This window comes from Eubacterium sp. AM46-8 (assembly GCF_003466705.1).
GTDB lineage: Bacteria > Bacillota > Clostridia > Lachnospirales > Lachnospiraceae > Lachnospira.
Window position 1 is genome coordinate 153,532 of sequence record NZ_QSEU01000002.1, and the last position, 16,834, is coordinate 170,365.

At 38.7% G+C, this 16,834-nt stretch carries 15 protein-coding genes; 11 read left to right on the forward strand and 4 right to left on the reverse strand.

Translation table 11 applies throughout. From position 1 onward, the window contains the following. Positions 1 to 47: 47 nt before the first annotated feature. From DW963_RS02145 to abc-f, 4 genes are all read right to left on the reverse strand, one after another. Positions 48 to 1,310 (reverse strand): chloride channel protein, encoded by a 1,263-nt coding sequence (locus DW963_RS02145; protein WP_117913664.1) that lies wholly within the window; start codon positions 1,308 to 1,310, stop codon positions 48 to 50. 17 nt (positions 1,311 to 1,327) lie between these two features. Then, positions 1,328 to 1,777, reverse strand: a complete 450-nt coding sequence (locus tag DW963_RS02150; RefSeq protein WP_117913665.1) for a CYTH domain-containing protein — start codon at positions 1,775 to 1,777, stop codon at positions 1,328 to 1,330. An 88-nt stretch (positions 1,778 to 1,865) separates the two neighbouring features. Further along, positions 1,866 to 2,174: a non-specific DNA-binding protein Hbs gene (gene hbs, locus DW963_RS02155; protein ID WP_117913666.1), complete on the reverse strand. Its 309-nt coding sequence runs from the start codon at positions 2,172 to 2,174 to the stop codon at positions 1,866 to 1,868. Positions 2,175 to 2,302: 128 nt separating this feature from the next. Next, the gene (abc-f, locus tag DW963_RS02160; protein WP_117913667.1) at positions 2,303 to 4,222 is read right to left on the reverse strand and encodes a ribosomal protection-like ABC-F family protein; all 1,920 of its coding nucleotides are present in this window, start codon (positions 4,220 to 4,222) and stop codon (positions 2,303 to 2,305) included. A 630-nt stretch (positions 4,223 to 4,852) separates the two neighbouring features. On the opposite strand from abc-f, the gene DW963_RS02165 reads away from it, so the two are divergent. The 11 genes from DW963_RS02165 (at position 4,853) to ilvC (ending at position 16,806) form a co-directional block, all read left to right on the forward strand. After that, positions 4,853 to 6,568: a DEAD/DEAH box helicase gene (locus DW963_RS02165; protein ID WP_117913668.1), complete on the forward strand. Its 1,716-nt coding sequence runs from the start codon at positions 4,853 to 4,855 to the stop codon at positions 6,566 to 6,568. Then, the gene (locus tag DW963_RS02170; RefSeq protein WP_117913669.1) at positions 6,552 to 7,235 is read left to right on the forward strand and encodes a vitamin B12 dependent-methionine synthase activation domain-containing protein; all 684 of its coding nucleotides are present in this window, start codon (positions 6,552 to 6,554) and stop codon (positions 7,233 to 7,235) included. Before DW963_RS02165 ends, DW963_RS02170 begins: the two co-directional genes overlap by 17 nt. Further along, positions 7,228 to 9,633 carry a homocysteine S-methyltransferase family protein gene (locus DW963_RS02175; RefSeq protein WP_117913670.1) on the forward strand — a complete coding sequence of 802 codons (2,406 nt, stop codon included), beginning with the start codon at positions 7,228 to 7,230 and terminating at the stop codon, positions 9,631 to 9,633. The genes DW963_RS02170 and DW963_RS02175 overlap by 8 nt, the downstream gene beginning before the upstream one ends. A gap of 114 nt (positions 9,634 to 9,747) precedes the next feature. After that, positions 9,748 to 10,377, forward strand: a complete 630-nt coding sequence (locus tag DW963_RS02180) for a redox-sensing transcriptional repressor Rex (protein WP_117913671.1) — start codon at positions 9,748 to 9,750, stop codon at positions 10,375 to 10,377. Positions 10,378 to 10,381: 4 nt separating this feature from the next. Next, positions 10,382 to 11,917: an NAD(P)H-hydrate dehydratase gene (locus tag DW963_RS02185; RefSeq protein WP_117913672.1), complete on the forward strand. Its 1,536-nt coding sequence runs from the start codon at positions 10,382 to 10,384 to the stop codon at positions 11,915 to 11,917. A 79-nt stretch (positions 11,918 to 11,996) separates the two neighbouring features. Then, complete coding sequence (locus DW963_RS02190; RefSeq protein ID WP_022099126.1) at positions 11,997 to 12,341, forward strand: type II toxin-antitoxin system PemK/MazF family toxin; 345 nt, start codon at positions 11,997 to 11,999, stop codon at positions 12,339 to 12,341. 77 nt (positions 12,342 to 12,418) lie between these two features. Further along, the gene (locus DW963_RS02195; RefSeq protein ID WP_117913673.1) at positions 12,419 to 13,294 is read left to right on the forward strand and encodes a hemolysin family protein; all 876 of its coding nucleotides are present in this window, start codon (positions 12,419 to 12,421) and stop codon (positions 13,292 to 13,294) included. A 42-nt stretch (positions 13,295 to 13,336) separates the two neighbouring features. Then, the gene (locus tag DW963_RS02200; protein ID WP_117913674.1) at positions 13,337 to 13,870 is read left to right on the forward strand and encodes a PAS domain-containing protein; all 534 of its coding nucleotides are present in this window, start codon (positions 13,337 to 13,339) and stop codon (positions 13,868 to 13,870) included. Continuing rightward, a complete protein-coding gene (locus tag DW963_RS02205) occupies positions 13,837 to 15,144 on the forward strand; it encodes a GGDEF domain-containing protein (RefSeq protein ID WP_117913675.1) in 1,308 nt (435 codons plus the stop codon). Before DW963_RS02200 ends, DW963_RS02205 begins: the two co-directional genes overlap by 34 nt. Positions 15,145 to 15,217: 73 nt before the next feature. Next, positions 15,218 to 15,715 carry an acetolactate synthase small subunit gene (ilvN, locus tag DW963_RS02210; RefSeq protein WP_022099123.1) on the forward strand — a complete coding sequence of 166 codons (498 nt, stop codon included), beginning with the start codon at positions 15,218 to 15,220 and terminating at the stop codon, positions 15,713 to 15,715. Between the two features lie 65 nt (positions 15,716 to 15,780). Next, a complete protein-coding gene (ilvC, locus tag DW963_RS02215; RefSeq protein WP_117913676.1) occupies positions 15,781 to 16,806 on the forward strand; it encodes a ketol-acid reductoisomerase in 1,026 nt (341 codons plus the stop codon). Positions 16,807 to 16,834: the final 28 nt, after the last annotated feature.

A 16,834-nucleotide genomic window follows, 5' to 3' on the forward strand; every position in this document is an offset into this window, starting at 1 on the left:
CATACATAAAAAGAACCGTCGGTTCTTTTGACCTGAATTTAATCAGGTCAATGGGACCGGCGGTTTATATATTCTGTCTTATACTTGGAATAGACGATTTTCTGGCTGTTATACAGGCTGTAATATCCGGATAACAGATAACTTAATGCAATACACAGAATCGTGAATTTCATAGTTGATGCACCAAACATCTCAATAGATAGAATAAATGATGTGAGGGGGCAGTTAGTTACTCCGCAGAACACACTTACCATACCACATGCTGCACATAATCCGACAGGGAGTCCGAATATAGGTGCTAAGAAGCTTCCAAGCGTTGCACCCACGAAAAGAGTAGGAACAATTTCGCCACCTTTGAATCCACCGCCCAAAGTTACGGCTGTAAACAGCATTTTTAAAAGGAATACATACCATGCACAACTTGTTACAAAGCTTCTTGCAATAATATCTGAGCCTGCACCGAGATAATCAGTTGTGCCAAAGATATATCGCATGACAATAACAAGGACTCCTGCAATAATTATTCTTATATATGGATTGTTTATGTAATTAGTGTAGAGCTTTGAAGTACCATGTAAAACAACACACAGCAGAATGCTAGCAAGAGCAAAAAGCACGGACATGATGATGAATTTGCCGCCATTAATAAAAGAGAAAGAAGCGATTTCATCAACTACAAAATGCGTAGATTCAAGGCCCAGTGCAGAGGCTATTCCCTGTGCTATAAATGCAGCGAGTACGCATGGTACTAAAGCAGCATAATACATAACACCGACGCTTATTACTTCCATAGAGAAAACGGCTGCTGCAATAGGTGTTCCAAATAGTGCTGAGAAGCAGGCACTCATGCCGCACATAATCATAATTCGTGTATCCTTCTCATCGAACTTAAACAGCTTTGCAAATGTATTACCTAATGCACCTCCGACCTGAAGTGCAGCACCTTCTCGTCCGGCGGAACCACCGCACAGATGGGTAAGGAGAGTTGATACAATTATAAGAGGAGCAACTCTTCCTGGTACTTCATCATTAGACTGTATCGCAGTTATTACAAGGTTGGTCCCACGGTTTCCCGCTTCGTGTACTATATTGTACATGAATACAATGATGATACCGGCAACTGGCAGACCGAATAGTAAAAATGGGTATTCAACCCGCAGGCTGCCTACATAGCCAAGCATCAGGTGAAATATAGCACCGACTGAACCAATAAAACAGCCACATACAACCGAGCAGAACAACCATTTGAAAAGAGTTATTACTGCCAGCTTAAGCCGCTGAATGTATTCAAACAAAGTTTCTTTATCCATATCCCAGACCTCATATATTAGAAAACTTTTCTGCTCATATTACTGTTATGATAAGCAGAATCATTAGTAACATCTTTAATAAACCATGAAGGGGCAATGTATGAATTGGCAGCTTCGATAGTTGGAAATTCAACTTCTGCAAGGATAGTGCCAGCAAAGAGTCCTTCAAATATGTCAAGTTCAATAGTATAGCCATTGCCATCAGGAATTTCATAACGCTTCTTGGTGATGATATTGCCATCAGCTTTCTTGATCAGATGTTCATAGGCTTCCTTGTTAAGCGGAAGATTGTATTCTTCCCTAGCCATCATTCCGCCACCCTTATAAGTGAGATAGTAATTATCATTGTCGCGTCTTACACGGACAACAGGAGCAGTGTTAAGATACCCCTGTTCAATTAAGCGGCAAGGATAAAAATCTAAATTGTCAGGGATGCCTGATACCAGATATTTGCGTTCGATTTCCATAATTAATAAACCTCAATTCCGTGAATTTAATTAAATAAAGAGAAAAAAGGCTGCCACATAAGTGACAGCCTTTAAAAGTCATAATTAATTACTTCTTCTTAGACTTCTTAGCTGGCGCTGCAGGTGTGTTAACAACATCCTTTAAAGCCTTACCAGCCTTGAACTTAGGCGCCTTAGAAGCAGGGATATTAATAGCTTCACCTGTCTGAGGATTCTTTCCTGTTCTAGCAGCTCTTTCAGCAACTTCAAATGTACCGAAACCAACTAACTGAATCTTGTCACCAGCCTTTAACTGTTCAGCAACAGTATCTGTGAAAGCCTTAACAGCACCTTCAGCGTCTTTTTTAGTAAGTCCAGTCTTTTCTGCGATAGCAGCAACTAATTCTGTCTTATTCATGATTTAATTGTCCTCCTTAAAAAATTAAGTAATAAAAGTCTAAAATATTTATACTCCATACCAAGTAATTTGTCAATAAAAAGTGGCTTAAAATGGGGATTTTTAGCACTTTTTGACGAATCATGGTACTATTCTTCTTCCATGAGTGAATCCCAGTGTTCATACAACTCGTCTAATTCTTTCTGCAGTCCGGCAGACTCAGTATGCAGTTCCATTAAACGGGCGGTATTGCTTCCTATTGAAGGGTCAGAATATTCAGCATCAATAGCGGCAAGCCTTTCTTCAACCACGGATATTCTTTCTTCGGTGCGTTTGATTTCATTCTTTCTTTTCTTAAGTCTGTTCTGTTCTTCTCGTGACTGCTGCCATGAAATTTTAGAGTCTTTGACTGTAGTATCAGCGGAAGAACTGCCTGTTGTAGCAGGGAAAGTCTTTGTTGTCAGTATATCCCTTTTTTCAAGATAATAATCATAATTACCAATATAATTAACAATATTCTTGTTAGTGAGCTCAATAATTCTGGTTGCAGTAGCGTTGATAAAGTATCTGTCGTGGGAGACATAAAGAACAGTGCCTGTGTAGTTGTTAAGGGCGTTCTCAAGAATTTCCTTGGATACAATATCAAGGTGGTTAGTAGGCTCATCGAGAATAAGCAGGTTGGCATTAGAAAGCATAAGCTTTGCCAGAGAAACTCGTCCACGTTCACCACCACTTAAGTCGCGGATGTATTTGAATACATCATCATCAGTAAAAAGAAATGCTGCGAGAGTATTTCTTATCTGTGTATTGTTAAGGTCAGGATATGCATCCTGAATCTCCTGAAAAAGAGTCTTGTCAGGATCAAGCACATGATGTTCCTGATCATAATAACCAATAGCAACCTTAGCACCAAGATAAATGCTTCCACTGTCCGGCTGGATAATGCCGTTAATAAGCTTTAATATAGTTGTCTTACCGGTTCCGTTGTTACCTATTAAAGCGACACGCTCACCACGCTTAATATCGAAATTAATATTATTAAAAAGAGTATTGCCGTCAAACGATTTGGTAAGGTCAGTAACAGTAAGGACATCATTACCACTTACAACAGATGGTTCAAGCTGAATGTTCATCCTGGCATTAAGTTCAACAGGTTTGTCAACAACCTCCATCTTATCAAGCATTTTTTCACGGCTTTCTGCACGTTTGATAGATTTTTCACGGTTAAACTGCTTTAACTTGGCAATAACCTCTTCCTGATGCTTGATATCACGCTGCTGATTTAAGTATTCCTTTAACTTCATATTACGAAGAATTGCTTTCTTGGAAGCATAGTCTGTGTAATTCCCGGAAAATACAGTACAGTCACCGTTATCAATCTCGATAATCTTGCTTACAATCTTATCAAGGAAATATCTGTCGTGCGCAACGATAAGAACCGCACCATTGTAATTAAGAAGGTAATTCTCTAACCAGCTTATAGATTCCATATCAAGGTGGTTGGTAGGCTCATCAAGCATAATAATATCAGGCTTGGAAAGTAATAGCTTACCTAGAGATACACGGGTTTTCTGGCCACCGGATAAGGTATTTACATGTAAAGAGAAATCCTCTTCAGTAAAACCAAGACCTTTAAGTACGCCTGTAATCTCGCTTTTATATGCGTAACCATTATTCATTTCAAATTCATGATTAAGATTAGTGTATCTGTTCATAAGAGCTTCAAGCTCATCACCTGAAGCACTGTTCATGGCAGCCTCAATTCTTCTTAATTCACTCTCTATATCAAGGATATACTGCTTTACAGAAAGAAGTTCATCATAAATGCTTCTGTCAGACTGAAGGTCCTGCTGCTGAGCAAGATAACCAAGAGTCTTATCCTTAGCAAGAGTGACAATGCCTGTATCAGCAGGCTCTTCACCGGTAATAATCTTTAACAGAGTAGATTTACCGGCACCATTGATTCCAACAATGGCAGCCTTCTCATGATCTTCTATATTAAAAGAACAGGACTTAATAATAATGTCCGTTCCAAAAGATTTACTAATATTATTACAAGATAAAATCATAGATACTCCTTTATTATATGTATCCAGCCTTCACCAGAGGGGGATATGTGTACTTAGTCTGTCATTGTGCAGGCATGCTTCGTAAAACCTTCGTCAGGATTGTGTGAATTTGCTGCATCCAGTCTGGGGCTTAAAGTTTGTGTACATTCGCCAGATGAACACTGCCGCGATACTGTCCGTATAGGGCATACGCCCTCAAGGATTGCTGCACTTAGTGGGAGTAAATGCCGCTATCTACAAAGTTTATTGCGGTGTGCATCAGCAAACGCGCTTCGCTTGAACGAGCTTTAGCACACCGCTCTTATGTATATAGCGGCATTAACTCCCACACAGTTCGCAATATATCGGGCGTATGCCCTATACGGACAGTATCGCGGCAGTGTCCAGATGTCGAATGAACATAAACAATCAAAGAAGCCCCAGACTGGGTGCAGCAAATTAGCAATCCTGGCGGGTTTTACGAAGCATGCCCTGCACAATGACAGACGATATACAATTCACTCCTCTGGTGAAGGCTGAATTGATATTTAAAACGATTATATATGTACAAGAAATAAAATGCAATTATTACTTTGACTTATGGACTTCTGTAATGTAAAATTAACAAGTTATAGAAATGGAGATTAAAGAATGAAATTTGATGAATTAAATATTGATGAAAGAATTTTAAGAGCGGTAGAGGATATGGGCTTTGAGGAGACATCTCCTATACAGACACAGGCCATTCCTGCAGTATTGGAAGGAATTGATGTTATCGGACAGGCACAGACCGGAACAGGTAAGACTGCTGCGTACTCTATCCCTATGTTACAGAAGATTAATCCAGATGTTAAGAAACCACAGGCAATTGTACTCTGCCCTACAAGAGAGCTTGCAGTACAGGTTGCAGAAGAGATAAGAAAGCTTGCCAAGTACATGAGTGACATTAAGGTGTTACCGGTGTATGGCGGACAGGAGATTGTAAGACAGATTAAGTCTTTAAAATCCGGCGTACAGATTATTGTTGGAACTCCGGGACGAGTTATGGACCATATGAGAAGAAAGACTGTTAAGTTTGATTCGGTATCTATGGTTATATTAGATGAAGCTGATGAGATGCTTGATATGGGATTCCGTGAGGATATGGAAACAATTCTTACAGAGACACCAGAGGAAAGACAGACAGTTCTTTTTTCAGCTACAATGCCTAAGCCTATTATGGAGATTGCAAGAAAATTCCAGAAAGACGCCAAGATTATCAAGGTTGTAAGAAAAGAACTTACAGTTTCCAATATTGATCAGTTCTATTATGAAGTAAGGCCTAAGAATAAAACAGAAATCTTAAGCCGTCTTATTGATATATACAATCCTAAGCTGTCAGTTGTGTTCTGTAACACTAAGAGACAGGTGGACGAGCTTATATCAGAGCTTAAGGGAAGAGGATATTTTGCTGATGGAATCCATGGAGATATGAAGCAGCAGCAGAGAGACCGTGTAATGGATGATTTCAGAAGTGGAAAGACAGAAATTCTTATTGCAACTGATGTTGCGGCAAGAGGAATTGATGTTGACGGAGTTGATATTGTATTTAACTATGACCTTCCACAGGATGAAGAGTATTATGTACACAGAATTGGAAGAACAGGAAGAGCTGGAAAGTCAGGACTTGCACTTTCATTTATCTCAGGAAGAGAGGTATACAAGTTAAAGGATATCGAGAGATATTGTAAGACTAAGATTCTTGCAAAGCCAATCCCATCACTTGATGATGTCAAGAATACTAAGATGGACGGTATATTTGACAAAATTAAAGAGATGATTGAGGCTGATGAGCACAGAGCTATGCTCGATATGGTTGAGGAGCATGTTAACCAGGAAGATTACACATCAATGGATATGGCAGCAGCACTTCTTAAGATGATAGTCGGAGATACATTAGACAGAGTTGATGAGGTTGAGAATTTCCATTTTGATGAAAATGCTTATACATCAAGAATGGTAAGACTCTTTATTAATGTTGGTAAGAAGGACAAGATTACACCAGCCAATATTCTTGGTGCTATTGCAGGAGAATCAGGAATGCCGGGAAGACTTGTCGGTGCAATTGATATGATGGATAATTATACATTTGTTGATGTACCTGCAAAGCATGCGGAAGCAGTACTTGCAGCAATGAATGACAATGTACTTATCAAGGGCAGAAAGGTTAATGTAGAGAAAGCAAATGTATCTGCCAAGCCGGCAAGAAAATCCAAGTCAAAGCCAGATACAAGAAGAAGAAAAGACGAGTCCCGTGGAAAACATGACAAACTTAAAGAACGCAGAAGTAAAAGCGGCAAGGTAAGAAGAAATGGAGAAAAGTATTAGGCTTACCAGTCTTAACAGAAAAGAAGCGTTAAGATATCTGGGTTATAAGAAAAATGCACCTGATGAACGGGTGGAAGAGCTTATGGATGAATGTGAGGAGCTTGTATTAAAGACCGCAGTTCCAAGATTTATTTATAAGAAGCTTGATTTTACAGTTAATGAAGACGGTGTGGCATTTAAGAATACAAGCATGGTGCTTCCGGGCGAGTCCATTAAGAAGCATCTGTATAAATGTGACAGTGCAATATGTATGGCTGTAACGATATCGGAAGGTATTGACAGACAATTAAGAGTGTTGCAGCTTACAGATATGGCAAAGGCACTGGTGTTTGATAGCCTTGCAAGTGTAGCTGTTGAACAGGCATGCGATAAGGTGGAAGAACTTTTAAGAGAGGAATACCCTGATTATTACCAGACATTCAGGTTTGGGATTGGTTATGGCGACCTGCCAATAAGCATGCAGGAGCCTTTCTTAAAGGTGTTAGACGCCAGTAAAAAGATTGGACTTAATCTTAATAAATCATATATGCTGGCTCCAGTAAAGTCGGTAACTGCGGTTATCGGACTTACTAAGGAACAGGTAAGTACCGGTAACAGAGGTTGCGCAACCTGCAATCTTAATAAAACCTGCGCATACAGAGGAATGGGAGGACATTGCAGTGGATGACAGATTCAGAGAACTCTTAAAGACAAGAGATTATATAATATTTGATGGTGCTATGGGTACAATGCTTCAGGCAGCTGGAATGAAGATGGGAGAGACGCCGGAAGTACTTAATATTACAAGACCGGATCTTCTTGTATCAATTGCAGAGCAGTATTACAATGCGGGTTCAGATGTGGTATATGCCAATACATTTGGCGCAAACAGATATAAGCTTGAAGAATGCGGAAAAAGTGTTGAGGAGCTTGTAACTGCCGGAATTGTCAATGCAAAGAAGGCAAGAGATGCAGTAAAGCCTGACGGACTTGTTGCACTTGATGTAGGACCAATCGGACAGCTTCTCGAGCCAACAGGTGTATTAAGCTTTGAAGAAGCATATGATATGTATGCCGAGATAGTAAAGGCAGGAGCGGCTGCGGGAGCAGACCTTGTTGTATTTGAGACAATGACTGACCTTTTAGATGTTAAGGCTGCTGTACTTGCAGCTAAGGAAAACAGCGACCTTCCTATTGTTGCCACGATGACATTTGAACAGAATATGAGAACCTTCACAGGCTGCTCTATATCGGCAATGGCTCTTACACTTACAGGACTTGGCGTTGATGCACTCGGTGTAAACTGTTCTTTAGGACCTAAGGAATTAGAACCGGTTATTGAAGAACTTGTAAAATGGACTAATCTTCCAATAGTAGTAAAGCCTAATGCAGGACTTCCTGACCCTGAAACTAACCTTTACAATGTTACTGCAGCCCAGTTTGCAGATTTCATGAAGGATTTAAGAAAATATGGCATCAAGATATTCGGCGGCTGCTGTGGAACTAATCCTGAGTTCATTAAAGAATTATCAGAGATGTTAAAAAGAGAAGGCAATCCGGCAGCACCACACAAATATATTCCAGGTGCAGTGTGTTCAGCTACAAGCACTGTTGTTGTTGATGAACCAAGAATTATAGGTGAAAGAATCAATCCTACAGGTAAGAAGCTTTTTAAGGAAGCTTTGTTAAGACACGATATGGATTATATTCTTGGACAGGCTTTAGAGCAGATATCAGGTGGCGCAGATATTCTTGATGTCAATGTAGGCCTTCCGGGGATTGATGAGCGTGAAATGATGATTGATACAATAAAGTCATTACAGGCAGTTGTAGATGTCCCACTTCAGATTGATTCTACAATACCTGAAGTACTTGAGGCAGCACTCCGTGTATACAATGGTAAGCCGCTTGTTAACTCAGTTAATGGTGAGGAGGAGTCTCTTAACAATGTTCTTCCTCTTGTTAAGAAATATGGTGCAGGAGTTATCGGACTTGCACTTGATAAAGATGGCATTCCTAAGAAGGCAGAGGACAGAGTTGCGATAGCAAAGAAGATTATGGACCGGGCTGTTGCAATGGGAATCCCTAAAGAAGACATTTATATTGATTGTCTTACACTTACAGCTTCTGCTGAGCAGGAGGGCGTAATGGAAACTCTTAATGCACTTCATACAGTTAAGCATGAGCTTGGTTTAAAGACAGTTCTTGGCGTTTCTAATATTTCATTCGGACTTCCAAACAGAGTGCTTGTAAACCACATTTTCCTTACAATGGCACTTACTAACGGACTTGACCTTGCAATTATCAATCCTAATATCCCAGAGATGACAGGTGCGGTAAGGGCGTATAAGCTTCTTGCCAATATTGATAAGAATTCAGTTGATTACATAAAAAACTATGGTGCTATGCCAAATGTTTCTAAGATTGATCCTGTCAAGAAGGAAAAGAAAGATGGAAACTATACAGGAGATGATCTTTTCTATGCTGTTGAAAAAGGACTTAAGAATGAAGGCGCTGAGATAACAGAGGCTCTTCTTAAGATTATGGATTCAATGGAGATTGTTAATCAGGTGCTTATTCCTGCACTTGATAAGATAGGTGCTGAATTCGAGAAGGGTACATTGTTCCTTCCACAGCTTATTATGTCAGCAGGTGTTGCACAGGCAGCATTTGAAGTTATAAGAAAGCATATGGTTATGTCTGATAATGCCCCTGTAAGCAAAGGAAAGATAGTTATAGCTACAGTCAAGGGTGATGTTCATGATATAGGAAAGAATATTGTCAAAGTTCTTCTTGAGAATTATGGATATGATGTTATTGATCTTGGAAAGGATGTTGAGTACCAGGCAGTTGTTGATGCAATAAGAGATAATGATGTTAAACTGTGTGGACTTTCTGCACTTATGACAACAACACTTGTATCTATGAAAGAAACAATTGCACTTATAAGAGAAAATAATCTTGATTGTAAGGTTATGGTTGGAGGTGCAGTACTTACTCCGGAATACGCTAAAGAGATAGATGCAGATTTCTATGCAAAAGATGCAAAAGAATCTGTTGATATTGCTAAAAGAGTTCTTGGTTAAAATTTTGACATATTAAAGAAAAATGGTTATACTATGTATAGCTTGTTATAGTTTATTTATATACTCGTTTATATCTTGGTAAAATGAGCAATCGTAGTCTGGAGGTTTGGTGTAATGGAAGAGAAAAAGATTTCGTCGGCGGTAATAAGAAGACTGCCAAGATATTACAGATATCTGGGAGAGCTGATAGAGTCTGGTGTACAGAGAATATCATCTAAAGAGCTGAGTGCCAGAATGAAGGTAACAGCCTCACAGATAAGACAGGATCTTAATAACTTTGGAGGATTTGGACAGCAGGGATATGGCTATAATGTTCAGTATCTGTATGAAGAGATTGGAAAGATTCTTGGCATAGACCGTAATCACAATATGGTTATTATCGGAGCCGGTAATTTAGGAAAGGCTATTGTTAACTATAGTGATTTCGAGAAGAGAGGTTTCGTTATTAAGGGAATATTTGATAATAATCCTAAGATTAAAGGAACTAAGATTCGTGGAATTGAAGTAAGGATGATGAATGAACTTACAGATTTCATTAAGAATAATGATATTGAGATAGTAGCACTTACAATACCTAAGGAAGCTGCTAGACAGATTGCTAAAGTTGTTGTTGATGCCGGAGTTAAGGCAATATGGAATTTTGCCCATACCGACCTTAATCTTCCGGATGATGTTATTGTTGAGAATGTACATTTGTCAGAAAGCCTTATGAGACTTTCATATACTATTGCTAACAGGAAGTAAAGATATGAGATATTTAACAGACTCACATACAATGAAATCAGTTGATGCCTGTTCAATACAGGAGTTCGGAATTCCCTCAGTGGTGCTCATGGAAAGAGCAGCACTGGGGGTTTCAGCGTTTTTAAGAAAGATTATTGCTGAGAATACAAGACAAGAAAGCAGCATTAAAGTTGTCTGTGTCTGTGGCAGTGGTAATAATGGCGCAGATGGAATTGCTGTCTCAAGACAGCTTAATGAGAATGGAATATATGCAGATATTGTGCTTGTAGGAACATCTGCAGGGACAGATGAATACAGATTACAGAAAAGTATAGCTGAAAAACTTGGAATACATTGTGATGAATATGATAGCAATACTGATTTTGGTGAATATGATTATATTGTAGACGCAATATTTGGTATAGGTCTTTCAAGAAAGATTGAAGGAAGATATGCACAGATAATACAGGCTGTTAATAATGCCAGAGATAAAGGTACATCCAAAGTGGTTGCAGTCGATATAGCATCTGGAATAAGCGCTGATAATGGTCAGATTCAGGGTGTGGCAGTACGTGCTGATTATACAGTTACATTTGGATATAATAAGACAGGTATCATGTTTTACCCGGGAGCTTCATACAGTGGTAGTGTAGAAGTCATTAATGCAGGTTTTGTAACAGATGATATTTTACATAGTAAAGTCGAAGGTTTCGGCAGTATTTTTACATATGACGATAAAGATGCAGGCAGACTTCTTGTAAGAAAACCAGATTCTAATAAAGGAACATATGGCAGGACACTTATTATAGCAGGCTCTAAGAATATGGGAGGAGCTGCAATTCTTAGTGCATCAGCCGCATACAGAAGTGGAACAGGACTTGTTAAAGTACTTACACATGAGGTTAATAAGACAGCACTGCTGTGCAGAATGCCAGAATGTCTGATATCAACATATCTTGATAATATGCCGCTGGCAGCAGAACTTAAAGCAGATTTTGAATGGGCAAAAAGTATAGCTGTGGGTCCGGGATTATCTATGAACGGGGTAGCAGCAGAACTTACCAGATGTGTTCTTGAAAGAGAAGATAAAGTAAGAATACTTGATGCAGATGCACTTAATATTATTGCTGCTGAACATATTGATTATAAAGGCAGCAGTGAAGGGAAGATTATAATTACGCCCCATATTATGGAAATGTCAAGGCTTACAGGAAAGACAGCTGCTGATATTAAAGAGCATATGATCGAGTCTGCTAAAGAATATGCAATACAACATTCATGTATATGCATATTAAAGGATGCAAGAACAGTAGTTACTGACGGACAGAAAGTATATATTAACTGTACCGGAAATGATGGAATGTCCACAGGTGGCTGCGGAGATGTGCTTACGGGACTTATTGCCGGAATGACAGCTATGGGGTTAGATGCATTTGAAGCAGCATGTCTGTCAGTATATGTTCATGGCAAAGCGGGAGATTATGCGGCGGCAGGCAAAGGCAGGGCCGGAATGACGGCAGCAGATATATCAGAAGCAATTGCATATGTCCTGAAAAGATAAAAGATAACTGAATACACACTTAAAAGCGGGCAATACTAAAGCCAAGGGGATTAAATATAGCTTTAGGAGTGTGACAGTTGTGGTAATAAAAAGAGGAGATATTTTTTATGCAGATCTAAGACCAGTTGTAGGTTCAGAACAGGGAGGAATAAGACCAGTACTTATAATTCAGAATGATACAGGTAATAAACATAGCCCGACAGTTATATGTGCAGCGATAACAAGCCAGATGCATAAGAGCAAGCTGCCAACGCATGTTGAACTTGATTCTGCACGTTATGACATGGTGAAAGATTCTGTTATATTGTTGGAACAGCTTAGAACTATAGATAAAAGAAGACTTAAGGATAAGGTGTGTCATCTTGACAATGATATTATAGGTCAGGTCAATAAAGCATTATCTGTAAGTCTTGAGATGAATTGACTATCAGCACAATAATGTGTTATTATTAAAATGATAATTATTTATTAAAGAACGACTTATAAATATGGAGGAAAACTATGAATGACGGCCATCCCGCGGATGGGAAAGAAAAGAGGTTTTCATCTCTGCTTAAATTATTTGGCAGGGGAAAACGAGATGAAGATGTAACAGAAGAGATAATGGATATGGTTAATGAGAGCCATGAACAGGGTGTTCTTGAAGAAAATGAAGCAGAGATGATAGGTAATATCTTTGAATTCGGCGAGAAACAGGCATCTGATGTAATGACGCACAGAAACAATATCGTGGCACTTGATGATGATATCACTGTAAGAGAAGCATTTGACAGGGTAATGGAAGAGAATTATTCAAGATATCCTGTTTATAATGGAGACATTGATAATATTACAGGTATTTTACATATCCGCGATCTTCTTAAGATATATGTTGATAAAGATAATCAGGGAAGGAAGCTTAAAGATGTAGAAGATACAATGCTTTTTAAGCCATACTGTATACCTGAAACAAGAAATATAAGTCCGTTATTCAGACAGATGCAGTCAGAAAAGATTCATATGGCTATTGTTGTTGATGAATATGGACAGACAGCAGGAATTGTCACTATGGAGGATATACTTGAAGAAATCGTAGGTAATATCCTTGACGAATATGATGAAGAAGAAGAACAGATTGTAACCGACGCAGACGGTTCATATATAATAGAAGGTCAGGCAGATCTTGAGGATGTAGAAGCCAAGTTAGGAATAGAGTTTGAATGCGAAGATATTGATACTTTGAGCGGCTTTATGATTTATAAGCTTGGAAAGATACCTGATGACGGGGAGAACTTTGAGGTGGAATACAAAGGTTATATATTCAGAACTCTTGATGTACGAGGAAGAATGATACTCAAAGTTAAGGTTGAGAAAACCAGTCAGGGACAGCATGCTTAGAGAATAATGGTCCTGCTCCTTAGAATGGGGGGGTGTCTTTTTATGCGAAGATACGAATTAGATACTTCATATCAAGGCAATATGCCTAATGAAGTGGAATTTACACTTGATAACAGATATGTAGTTAAAATAGGTGATGAAAGATTTTACAATCTCATGGGCGAGACTATGCTTTCTGCATTTAACGGACTGGTGCATCCGGATGATGTCATGAGTTTTGAGCAGTTTATTAATTCGGATATGTCTGTCAGATATTGTATAGTGCGGTGTCTTATTAAGAATGGTTCATATAGATGGATGCTTCTTGTAAAGAAGCGCATATATGAAGTTGGTACAGACCGTATGGTTGAGCTTGTGGCACAGGATATAATTGTTATTTCGAATGATTTTGACATGTATTATCACCGTGTAAGAAAATACAGGGCAATAATCAATACTATTGATGAGAAGCTATTTGAATATGATCCTGTTTCTGGAATGATTACAATATATTGTTATCGTAATAATAAATCTGAGATATTTGAGAGAACCAGTCTTAATGAATGGAAAGAAGCATGTACACTAAGGGCTTTGTAACAGGTGATGATGTTGTTCAGTTTGAAGCATTATGTACAGCAATTGCAAGTGGAATGAATAACTTTATTGTTAAGCTGTCGTCATCTGTTATGTCTAAAGGAGAAAGAGTTGACAATCTTATCTTCAGAGGACAGTCACTTCTGGCTGATGGAGAAAACAGAATTACAGTAGGCGTAATATCTGAACCAGATAGAAGAACCAGAACTGTTCAGGAGTATGTCGGAGTAGATGAGGCAAAACTTGATTTAGCGACGGGCATATATAACAAGAAGACTGTAACAGATATGATAACTGATGATATCAATAAAACAGCGGTTTCAGACAGAAACCGCCAGATGTTCCTGATGATTCTTGATATTGATAACTTCAAGAGTGTTAATGACAGTTATGGACATTATTTTGGTGATGAGGTTATTAAAGCATTTGCAGATTCATTAAAATTATCAGTTGGCGGACGTGGAATAGTTGGACGCATAGGCGGAGATGAATTTATAGTACTTATAAAAGATGTTACAGTTGAAGAACTTCGCATTATGCTTAAGGCTATGAGAAAGGGACTTAAGGTATCGCTTGCCCAGAAGCAGCCAGAGTATATGTTCTCAACATCAATTGGTATTGCACAGTTTGGCAAGGATGGCAGTGATTTTGAGACATTGTTTAAGATAGCTGATGCAGCTCTTTATATAGCCAAGGAAAAAGGCAAGGACAGATATATTATATATGATTATAATAAGCATGGAGATATTCTGGCTGATATGAAGCATGAAATTGCATTTGGAAGCGGTTTTATGAAGCCTATGGCAAAATACGAACTTGCAACCAATATTGTAATGAAAGTATCACTTGGAAAGATGACAGTAAAGGAAGTACTTTCAGAGCTTACAGATAAGCTTAATATTCATGGAATAAGTATTTTCTGTGGTAATGATATGGAATGCATATACAGTACAGGTCATTATAAGAATAATGTCATTGAGGCAGCATATGTTAATGATGATAAATTTTTGAATCATTTTGATGAATATGGCGTTAACATGGTGAATAATATAGCGTCACTTACTATAGAATTCCCGGAAGTTTTTAGAAAACTCAGAGACAACAATATTTGCTCGTTTCTTCAGATGAAGGCTGAAGGTGTTGATGGCAAAGAATATATGGTGGAATTCGATATATTTGGCATTAACAGAAGAAAGTGGAGTGATACAGATGTAACCGTGCTCAGAATGGTAGTTCTTGGAGTAGTAAATGCTATAAGTGGGCAATTGACAGATTGATGTTCTGTGTTATAATAATTGACAATAAATGCATTTTTATGCATTTTAATATCAGAATTTAGGAGATTAGGTTATGAGACGAGCAGTTTTTTCTATTCTCGTGGGTAATTCATCTGGTGTACTTAGCCGTGTCGCTGGAATGTTCAGCCGTAGAGGATATAATATAGACAGCCTTACGGTTGGTGAAACTCTCAATCCTGAATTGTCACGTATGACAATAGCTGTAACAGGTGAAGATGATGTACTTGAACAGATTGAGAAACAGCTTAATAAGCTTATAGATGTTAAGGAAATTGTGGAGCTACCTGCACATGAATCAGTATGCAGAGAACTTGTTATGATTAAAGTTGAATGTGGACCAGAGAAGAGACAGCAGGTATCTTCTATTGCAGATATATTCAGAGCTAATATTGTAGATGTATCTAAGGAGTCCATGATAATTGCACTTACAGGAAGTTTAAGTAAGATGAATGCGTTTGTGGAACTTCTGGAAGATTTCAACATTACGGAGATTGCAAGAACAGGAATTACAGGTCTCGCAAGAGGAAGTGCAGATTTGAATAAGATGTAATAATTCTTTGGTGTATCCGGAGAACTTTTACAATATATAACACATTTATATGGAGGTAGTTTAAAATGGCAGAAGCTAAGATCTATTATCAGTCAGATTGTAATTTATCATTACTTGACGGTAAGACAATCGCTATTATCGGTTATGGTAGCCAGGGACATGCACATGCATTAAATCTTAAGGATTCAGGTTGTCATGTTATTATCGGACTTTATGAGGGTTCTAAGTCATGGAAGAGAGCTGAGGAGCAGGGATTTGAAGTATTTACTGCTGCAGAAGCTGCTAAGAGAGCGGACATCATCATGATTCTTATCAATGATGAGAAGCAGGCTAAGCTTTATAAGGAAGATATCGAGCCAAATCTTGAGCCAGGTAACATGCTTATGTTCGCCCATGGTTTCAACATTCATTTTGGTTTAATTAAGGCACCTAAGGGCGTTGATGTAACAATGATTGCCCCTAAGGCTCCTGGACATACAGTACGTTCAGAATATCAGGCAGGTAAGGGAACTCCTTGTCTTGTAGCTGTAGAGCAGGATGAGACAGGAAAGGCTCTTGACATGGCACTTGCTTATGGTCTTGGTATCGGTGGAGCAAGAGCTGGTCTTCTTGAGACAACATTCAGAACAGAAACAGAGACAGACCTCTTTGGTGAGCAGGCAGTTCTTTGTGGTGGTGTTTGTGCACTTATGCAGGCTGGTTTCGAAACTCTTTGCGAAGCTGGATATGATCCACGTAATGCTTACTTCGAGTGTATTCATGAGATGAAGCTTATCGTTGACCTTATTTACCAGTCAGGATTCGCTGGAATGAGATACTCAATCTCTAATACAGCTGAGTATGGTGATTACATAACAGGTCCTAAGATTATCACAGAGGATACTAAGAAGGCTATGAAGAAGATCCTTTCTGATATTCAGGATGGTTCATTTGCTAAGGAATTCTTACTTGACATGAGCGATGCTGGTGGACAGGTTCACTTCAAGGCTATGAGAAAGCTTGCTTCTGAGCATCCATCAGAGAAGGTTGGAGCAGAAATCAGAAAGCTTTACAGCTGGAACAATGAAAGCGATATGCTTATCAATAACTAATAATCAGTAATTGATAATATTTAAGGGC

Bases quoted from the DNA above. Each gene is read 5' to 3' on its own strand.
- DW963_RS02170 (WP_117913669.1), top strand. From the start codon at position 6,552: ATGGAGAAAAGTATTAGGCTTACCAGTCTTAACAGAAAAGAAGCGTTA.
- abc-f (WP_117913667.1), bottom strand. From the start codon at position 4,222: ATGATTTTATCTTGTAATAATATTAGTAAATCTTTTGGAACGGACATT.
- ilvC (WP_117913676.1), top strand. From the start codon at position 15,781: ATGGCAGAAGCTAAGATCTATTATCAGTCAGATTGTAATTTATCATTA.
- DW963_RS02205 (WP_117913675.1), top strand. From the start codon at position 13,837: ATGGAAAGAAGCATGTACACTAAGGGCTTTGTAACAGGTGATGATGTT.
- DW963_RS02195 (WP_117913673.1), top strand. From the start codon at position 12,419: ATGAATGACGGCCATCCCGCGGATGGGAAAGAAAAGAGGTTTTCATCT.
- DW963_RS02185 (WP_117913672.1), top strand. From the start codon at position 10,382: ATGAGATATTTAACAGACTCACATACAATGAAATCAGTTGATGCCTGT.
- hbs (WP_117913666.1), bottom strand. From the start codon at position 2,174: ATGAATAAGACAGAATTAGTTGCTGCTATCGCAGAAAAGACTGGACTT.
- ilvN (WP_022099123.1), top strand. From the start codon at position 15,218: ATGAGACGAGCAGTTTTTTCTATTCTCGTGGGTAATTCATCTGGTGTA.
- DW963_RS02200 (WP_117913674.1), top strand. From the start codon at position 13,337: ATGCGAAGATACGAATTAGATACTTCATATCAAGGCAATATGCCTAAT.
- DW963_RS02165 (WP_117913668.1), top strand. From the start codon at position 4,853: ATGAAATTTGATGAATTAAATATTGATGAAAGAATTTTAAGAGCGGTA.
- DW963_RS02180 (WP_117913671.1), top strand. From the start codon at position 9,748: ATGGAAGAGAAAAAGATTTCGTCGGCGGTAATAAGAAGACTGCCAAGA.
- DW963_RS02145 (WP_117913664.1), bottom strand. From the start codon at position 1,310: ATGGATAAAGAAACTTTGTTTGAATACATTCAGCGGCTTAAGCTGGCA.
- DW963_RS02150 (WP_117913665.1), bottom strand. From the start codon at position 1,777: ATGGAAATCGAACGCAAATATCTGGTATCAGGCATCCCTGACAATTTA.